The organism is Mycobacterium sp. (genome assembly GCF_049585075.1).
Lineage (GTDB): Bacteria > Actinomycetota > Actinomycetes > Mycobacteriales > Mycobacteriaceae > Mycobacterium.
The window spans coordinates 1-6216 of sequence record NZ_JBAUZA010000122.1 but is presented as its reverse complement, the minus strand read 5'-3'; the positions used below and the strand labels follow the sequence as shown (position 1 = coordinate 6216).

The window sequence follows — 6216 nt, the reverse complement described above, 5'->3', positions numbered from 1 at the left end:
CCGCTGCTCTGCCAGTTGAGCTACGCCCCTTCGCCGGTTGGCAGGCCAACCTGCTAGTGCCGGGGCCTCACCCATGAGCGCCGCTTCTCCGCATCGCATCGCTGACGCATCGTCGTCGTCGCCCCTGACCGCGCGCGCCGTCCGCATTTTCAATGCGGAAGCGCGCTGGTAATGGGAAAACCCCGAGGTCCGAGTGTACAGCGGGCCAGGTCTCAGGTACTAATTACGCCGTCCTGACGACCTGCCCGGTCTCGTTGTCCCATTTGAGATTGATCGAGTTGTCGCCCTCGTGACCCATCACCGTCGTGGAGGCCTCCAACACAAGTTCGCCGTGCTGGTTGGTCAAGGTGTTCCTAGTGACGACGATGTCGGCGCCGAACCGCTCAACGACGGACTCCACTTCCATCCGGGCGTGCAGCACATCGCCGGCAAGGATCGGCTTGTGGAAGACGAACCGCTGGTCGACCTGGACCATCTGCAGCGTCTCGTAGCCGGTGTCGACCTTGCGCATGAAGTCCGCCTGGACCATCTTGCCGAGGATCGTGACGAACGTCGGCGGCGCGACGAGGGCGTCATACCCGAGTTCGGCGGCCGCCTCTTCATCCAGGCAGGCCGGGTCGTCGGCCTTGACCGCCTTGGCGAATTCGCGGACCTTCTCCCGGCCCACCTCGTAGCTGTCCGGGTACTCCCACGACATGCCGTGGATATTGGTATTGATCGCCACCGTTACGCCAACTTCGCCGCTGCGACGGCCCGCCCGAAGATCTTCTTGCCGCCGGTGGTCGCCGTGATCGCGATCGTTACCGACTTGCTGTCCGGATCGAGCGACTTCACCCGGCCGGTGAACACGATCTCGGCGCCCTTGCCGTCGTTGGGCACCGGCACCACCGCGGTGAACCGGACGTTGTATTCGGTCACCGCCCCAGGATCGCCGACCCACGACGTCACGTAGCCGCCGCCCAGGCCCATGGTCAGCATGCCGTGAGCGATCACGGTGTCCAGCCCCACCACCTTGGCGATCTCGTCGTCCCAGTGAATCGGGTTCAGATCACCCGAAACACCCGCATAGTTCACCAAATCCTGCCGGGTCAAGGGATAGATCTTCTCGGGAAGCTGGTCACCCACCTTCACTGAATCGAACTCACGCAGTGGCATGGCTGAAACCCTTTTCTTCCTCTTCTCCTGCACGACCAGCCAGGGTCGTATAGGTCTCCTGTACGACGTCACCGGCCTCGTTGGTGACGGTCTGCTTGGTCATGATGATGTCGGTGCCGTGTGCGCGCCGGACCGACTCGATGGAGACGTCGCAATGCAGCCGATCGCCGACCGTGATCGGTTGCAGAAACTTCAGCGTCTGGTCCACCTGCACGATCTGCGCGTCATCCGTCGCGATGTTGGCGTGCTCAAAAAACGCTGCCACAGCTTTGTAGCCGAAAACCGAGATGAATGTCAGCGGCGCCGGGAGCGCGGAGTAGCCGAGCTCAGCGGCGGCCTTCTCCTCGAAAAACGCCGAGTCGTCGTTCTTGACGGCGGTCGCGTACTCGCGAACCTTTTCCCGCTCCACCACATAGTGATCGGGGTAGCGGTAGTGCATCCCGACGAAATTTTTGGCCAACGACACAGCTCTAGAACCTACCTAGTCAGTCTGAGTAATAGCGCGGACGGTGTCAGCGCGTCTCGCGGTGGGCCTGGTGCTTGCCGCAGTTGGGGCAGAACTTCTTCAGCTCCAGCCGGTCGGGATCGTTGCGGCGGTTCTTCTTGGTGATGTAGTTGCGGTGTTTGCACACCTCACAGGCCAAGGTGATCTTGGGGCGTACGTCGGTACTGGAGGCCACGTCGGTTCTCTTTCCGGGTTCTCGTTGTTGTGTTGTAGCGATGGCCGGACTCGAACCGGCGACCTAACGATTATGAGTCGTTCGCTCTAACCGACTGAGCTACATCGCCTCGGGCCACATTGCCTTCGTTCTGGGCCGCCTGCCTGCTCGGCGTCCGCCGAGCCCCCTAACGGAATCGAACCGTTGACCTTTTCCTTACCATGGAAACGCTCTACCGACTGAGCTAAGGGGGCGCACCCGTAGCGACCAGTCGAGCCGTGCCGCGGGCCTAAAAGAGGGTACAGCCTGGCCCGCGAGGGCACCAAACCCAGCGGGTATGCCATCCCACGACGACGCGCGACCGACGAGGGCCATAGGCTGAGCGGGTGCCTGATTCCGACCGGCTGTACTTTCGCCAATTGCTGTCCGGCCGCGACTTCGCCAAGGGTGACGGGTTCGCGACCCAGATGCGCAATTTCGCCTACTTGATCGGAGACCGCCAGACCGGCGACACCGTGGTGGTCGACCCGGCATATGCGGCCGGCGATCTGCTCGACGCGCTAGAGGGCGACGGCATGCACCTGTCCGGGGTGTTGGTGACTCATCACCACCCCGACCATGTCGGTGGTTCGATGATGGGCTTCGAACTCAAGGGGCTGGCCGAGCTATTGGAGCGGGTCAGCGTCCCCGTCCACGTGAATTCCCAAGAGGCGCTGTTTGTTTCGCGTGTGACCGGGATCGGCATGGGCGATCTCACCCAGCATGAGCATGGCGACAGGGTCAGTGTCGGCGACATCGAAATCGAGCTGCTACACACCCCCGGCCACACGCCGGGCAGCCAGTGTTTCCTGCTCGACGGCCGTCTGGTTGCGGGTGACACGTTGTTTTTGGAGGGCTGTGGCCGCACCGATTTTCCCGGCGGCGACTCCGACGAGATGTTCCGCAGCCTGCAAAAGCTTGCCCAGCTGAATGGTGATCCGACGGTGTTTCCCGGACACTGGTACTCGCTCGAACCCAGTGCGACATTGTCGGAGGTCAAGCGTTCCAACTACGTCTATCGCGTCGCCGATCTCGATCAGTGGCGAATGCTTATGGGCGGGTAAACAAGCACTTACGGGCCTTCCAGCGAATGTTCTCGCCGGTAAGCGCTGTGATATAGCGGAGGGATGAATTCTTCGATGGGATGGATCGAAGATCGTTGGCATCAGGTGGCGGGCGCCTCGTCCGGCACCTGGTTAGCATGGGCCGTCTGGGCTTTGGCCATTCTGGGCGTACTCGCGTTGATCTACGCCAATCAACAGATCCGCCGCAATCGTCGACTGGCAACCGAAGAGACCCGGCCACATGTCGGGATGTTCATGGAGCCGCACGCCGCCGATTGGCATCTGATCGAGCTGGTGGTGCGGAACTTCGGCAAGACCCCGGCCCACGACGTGCAGTTCGCGTTTCCGCACCCACCGACGGTGGCCGAATACGAAAACGCCACCGATGGATACGCCGATGTCGTCGAGTTGAAACTCCCCCGCCAGCTGCCGACGCTGGCGCCCGGCCAGGAATGGCGCACGGTGTGGGATTCGGCGCTCGACCGCAACGAGCTGGGTGAGGGCATCGAGTCGCGCTTTCCCGGCACGCTGACCTACTACGACCGCGCCGATGTTGCGCGCGGTTGGAAGTTCTGGCGGCGGCGTCGGCGGCCGTTTGAAACCAAGGTGGTGCTGGACTGGGATGCGCTTCCGCCGGTTCAGCGCATCGAGTTGATGACGACCCACAACCTGGCCAAGCGGGAAAAGGAGAAGCTGGAACTTCTTCGCAGCATGCTGACCTATTTCCACTACGCCACCAAGGAAACTCGCGCCGATGTCTTCCGCAGCGAGATCGAACGGATGAACCGCGCCGTGGAGGAAACCAAGGACCGGTGGCGCACCCGCCAAATCGACGCGCCACCAACCGACGTCAGCCTGCGTTGGGGTGACGCCCAGGCCGAGCTCGGCAAGCATCGCGGCGAACGAGTGGTCGAGCGGCACCCATGAGCGGACCGGTCACCTACCGCCTCGACGACTCCGTCGCATTCATCACCATGGACGACGGCAAGGTCAACGTCCTCGGCCCAACGATGCAGCAGGCCCTGGGCGAAGCACTCGACAACGCCGACCGCGACGACGTCGGCGCGGTGGTTATCGCCGGAAACGACCGGGTGTTCAGCGGCGGGTTCGACCTAAAAGTGTTGACGTCCGGCGACATTGCGCCCGCGATCGACATGCTCAAGGGCGGCTTCGAACTCTCCCATCGGCTGCTGTCCTATCCCAAGCCGGTGGTGATGGCCTGCACCGGCCACGCCATCGCGATGGGTGCGTTCTTACTGGCCAGCGGCGATCACCGGGTGGCAGCACCCGCCTTCAACATTCAGGCCAACGAGGTCGCGATCGGGATGACGATCCCGTACGCGGCGCTGGAAGTGATGAAGCTGCGGCTGACGCGATCGGCCTACCAGCAATCCGCCGGGCTGGCGAAGACGTTCTTCGGCGAAACCGCAATCGCCGCGGGCTGGATCGACGAAATCGTGCTGCCCGATATGGTGCTCAGCCGCGCCGAGGAAGCCGCCCGGGAATTCGCCACCCTCAAGCAGCCCGCACACGCCGCGACGAAGCTGCGGGCCCGAGCCGATGCGCTGGCCGCTATCCGCGCCGGGATCGACGGTATGGCAGCCGAATTCGGCGCTTAGTTGAATCGGTGGCCTACCGTGGACGCCAGTAGCTGTCCAGGTACTTCTCCCAATTCCAGTAAGACAGAAAAGTTTCCGCCGCCTGATGGCCACGCTCGTAGAGCGCATCCATCTGCTTCTGGGCGATCTTGAAGTCCAGGAAGCCGACTTCGGTCGAGTCGACGCGGATCGCCCGGGCACTGACCCACGGCTGACTCAGATAGGCCTGATCATGGCCGACGATCATCGTGGTGATCAGGTCTTCCAGCAGCGTGGGACTTCCGAACCAGCGCAGCGGCCCGAGGCCGGGGAATATCTTGTCGTTGCCCTGCGGAAGATTCGGCAGCACGGTCACGCCGAAGGTGGGCCAGCGGGGCGGCTTATTGTCCACCCGGGCAAAGGAGTCGATCGGAAAATTCGACAGCAGGCCTCCGTCAACCAGCGTGGAGGTTATGCGGCTGGCGCTCTTCAGCTTGGACGGGCGGAAAAAGAACGGAATCGCCATCGACGCCCGGACGGCGTCGGCAACCGACTGCTCGTCGGGGTCCAGTCCGTAGAGCCTGTGGTAGTCCCACGGCAGCCGAACCATCTGCCCGATCGTCACATCGGCCACGGTGACCACCAGTTTGTAGCGCCGCTCCGGCAACAGGTGGTCGTCATCGACGGCCAGATCCCCGAAGGTGCGTACCCCCAGGTTCTCCAGCTGCGAACGGATCCAGTCGTGCGCGAAATCGCCTTTGTAGATACCTTCTTCGCCCAGCACACCCCAAGCGGCACCGAGCAGCGGAATTCCGGTGATGGGTGTGGGATCGAGAAACTTGCGATAGGGCACCGTCATCGCCAGTTGCTTGACCTCATCGGAGGTCAGCTGCTCGGAGCCCTGCGTACCGGCGGCGAGGATCGCACCGACGACCGAGCCGGCTGACGTACCCGAGACGCGCCGAATGGCGTAGCCGGCTTCCATCAGCGCGACGACGGCGCCGACCAGGCCGATGCCCTTGACGCCGCCACCGGAAAGGACGAGGTCCGCCTTCAGTGGGGTCGAGGTGGCCATGACCGCGACAGTAGTCGCTGCCAGTGACCCGGCTCGTGGGGCTCAGACGGCAGGCGCGGCCTTGCCGTAGTCGAAACCGTCGGTGCTCGGCCTGACCTCGGTGATCCGCGGCGGCGCGCCGGGGTCCACCAGCGCCATCACCATCTCGTAGCTCTTGGTGACGTCGTCGCGGTCGGTGGGGTCACTTACTGTGGCCAGGCTTAGCCGCTGGATTGCGTCGGCTTCGCGGATCAGCACCGTCCGGCGTTTCCGGTCGGGGGTTTGTTCGATGACCTTGGCCAGCGCATCGAGTTGGCGAATCATGATCGCGGGCATACCGATTGCAGCCTGGCGGATGGTGTCGAAGGTCCGTTCGACAAGTCGGTTGAAATCGGCGACGAACGCGATCACACGGATGTTTCCCTCTGCGTCACGCCGGATCCGTTGCGGACGCCACGACGTCGAGATCCGGCATAGGCAGTCCGCGATCCAGTCGATACAGGTCATTCCGGTGAACGTGTCGTTCACCGCGGGTGACAGCGCTCGCAATGCGATCTCGACCAACTGATCGAAGCCAAACGAAATATCTTGCGGCAGCGTTCGATACGCACCCGTAACGTGGCCCAGCGCGAGACGCTCGGCGACAGAGTCGGGCGCCACGGGGGGCC

At 63.2% G+C, this 6216-nt stretch carries 9 protein-coding genes and 2 tRNA genes; 3 read left to right on the top strand and 8 right to left on the bottom strand.

Annotated elements, in window-relative coordinates; genetic code table 11:
• Window positions 1–223 precede the first annotated feature (223 nt).
• From hadC to WB785_RS05775, 6 genes are all read right to left on the bottom strand, one after another.
• The gene (gene hadC / locus WB785_RS05800) at window positions 224–724 is read right to left on the bottom strand and encodes a (3R)-hydroxyacyl-ACP dehydratase subunit HadC (RefSeq protein ID WP_424077796.1); all 501 of its coding nucleotides are present in this window, start codon (window positions 722–724) and stop codon (window positions 224–226) included.
• Between the two features lie 2 nt (window positions 725–726).
• On the bottom strand, window positions 727–1155 hold the full coding sequence (gene hadB / locus WB785_RS05795; protein WP_424077794.1) for a (3R)-hydroxyacyl-ACP dehydratase subunit HadB: 429 nt from the start codon (window positions 1153–1155) through the stop codon (window positions 727–729).
• Window positions 1142–1594: a (3R)-hydroxyacyl-ACP dehydratase subunit HadA gene (gene hadA, locus WB785_RS05790; RefSeq protein ID WP_424077797.1), complete on the bottom strand. Its 453-nt coding sequence runs from the start codon at window positions 1592–1594 to the stop codon at window positions 1142–1144. Before hadA ends, hadB begins: the two co-directional genes overlap by 14 nt.
• 73 nt (window positions 1595–1667) lie before the next feature.
• Window positions 1668–1835 carry a 50S ribosomal protein L33 gene (rpmG, locus tag WB785_RS05785; RefSeq protein ID WP_003898538.1) on the bottom strand — a complete coding sequence of 56 codons (168 nt, stop codon included), beginning with the start codon at window positions 1833–1835 and terminating at the stop codon, window positions 1668–1670.
• Between the two features lie 35 nt (window positions 1836–1870).
• Window positions 1871–1944 (bottom strand) — tRNA-Met (locus tag WB785_RS05780).
• 51 nt (window positions 1945–1995) lie between these two features.
• Window positions 1996–2068: transfer RNA gene (locus tag WB785_RS05775), tRNA-Thr, on the bottom strand.
• Between the two features lie 132 nt (window positions 2069–2200).
• Here WB785_RS05775 and WB785_RS05770 point away from each other — a divergent pair.
• From WB785_RS05770 to WB785_RS05760, 3 genes are all read left to right on the top strand, one after another.
• Window positions 2201–2917, top strand: coding sequence for an MBL fold metallo-hydrolase (locus tag WB785_RS05770; RefSeq protein ID WP_424077793.1), 717 nt, complete (start codon window positions 2201–2203; stop codon window positions 2915–2917).
• 63 nt (window positions 2918–2980) lie between these two features.
• Window positions 2981–3844, top strand: coding sequence for a hypothetical protein (locus tag WB785_RS05765; protein WP_424077791.1), 864 nt, complete (start codon window positions 2981–2983; stop codon window positions 3842–3844).
• Window positions 3841–4536 carry a crotonase/enoyl-CoA hydratase family protein gene (locus WB785_RS05760; protein WP_424077790.1) on the top strand — a complete coding sequence of 232 codons (696 nt, stop codon included), beginning with the start codon at window positions 3841–3843 and terminating at the stop codon, window positions 4534–4536. Before WB785_RS05765 ends, WB785_RS05760 begins: the two co-directional genes overlap by 4 nt.
• Window positions 4537–4549: 13 nt before the next feature.
• On the opposite strand, the gene WB785_RS05755 is transcribed toward WB785_RS05760, so the two are convergent.
• Window positions 4550–5569, bottom strand: coding sequence for a patatin-like phospholipase family protein (locus WB785_RS05755; RefSeq protein ID WP_424077788.1), 1020 nt, complete (start codon window positions 5567–5569; stop codon window positions 4550–4552).
• 42 nt (window positions 5570–5611) lie between these two features.
• Window positions 5612–6216: DUF2254 family protein (locus WB785_RS05750; RefSeq protein ID WP_424077787.1), on the bottom strand; the 605-nt coding region annotated here is incomplete at its 5' end.

What these genes read in the sequence shown, in the direction of transcription:
- WB785_RS05755 (WP_424077788.1), bottom strand. Translation starts at nt 5,569, where the DNA reads ATGGCCACCTCGACCCCACTGAAGGCGGACCTCGTCCTTTCCGGTGGC.
- hadA (WP_424077797.1), bottom strand. Translation starts at nt 1,594, where the DNA reads ATGCACTACCGCTACCCCGATCACTATGTGGTGGAGCGGGAAAAGGTT.
- WB785_RS05765 (WP_424077791.1), top strand. Translation starts at nt 2,981, where the DNA reads ATGAATTCTTCGATGGGATGGATCGAAGATCGTTGGCATCAGGTGGCG.
- WB785_RS05760 (WP_424077790.1), top strand. Translation starts at nt 3,841, where the DNA reads ATGAGCGGACCGGTCACCTACCGCCTCGACGACTCCGTCGCATTCATC.
- hadB (WP_424077794.1), bottom strand. Translation starts at nt 1,155, where the DNA reads ATGCCACTGCGTGAGTTCGATTCAGTGAAGGTGGGTGACCAGCTTCCC.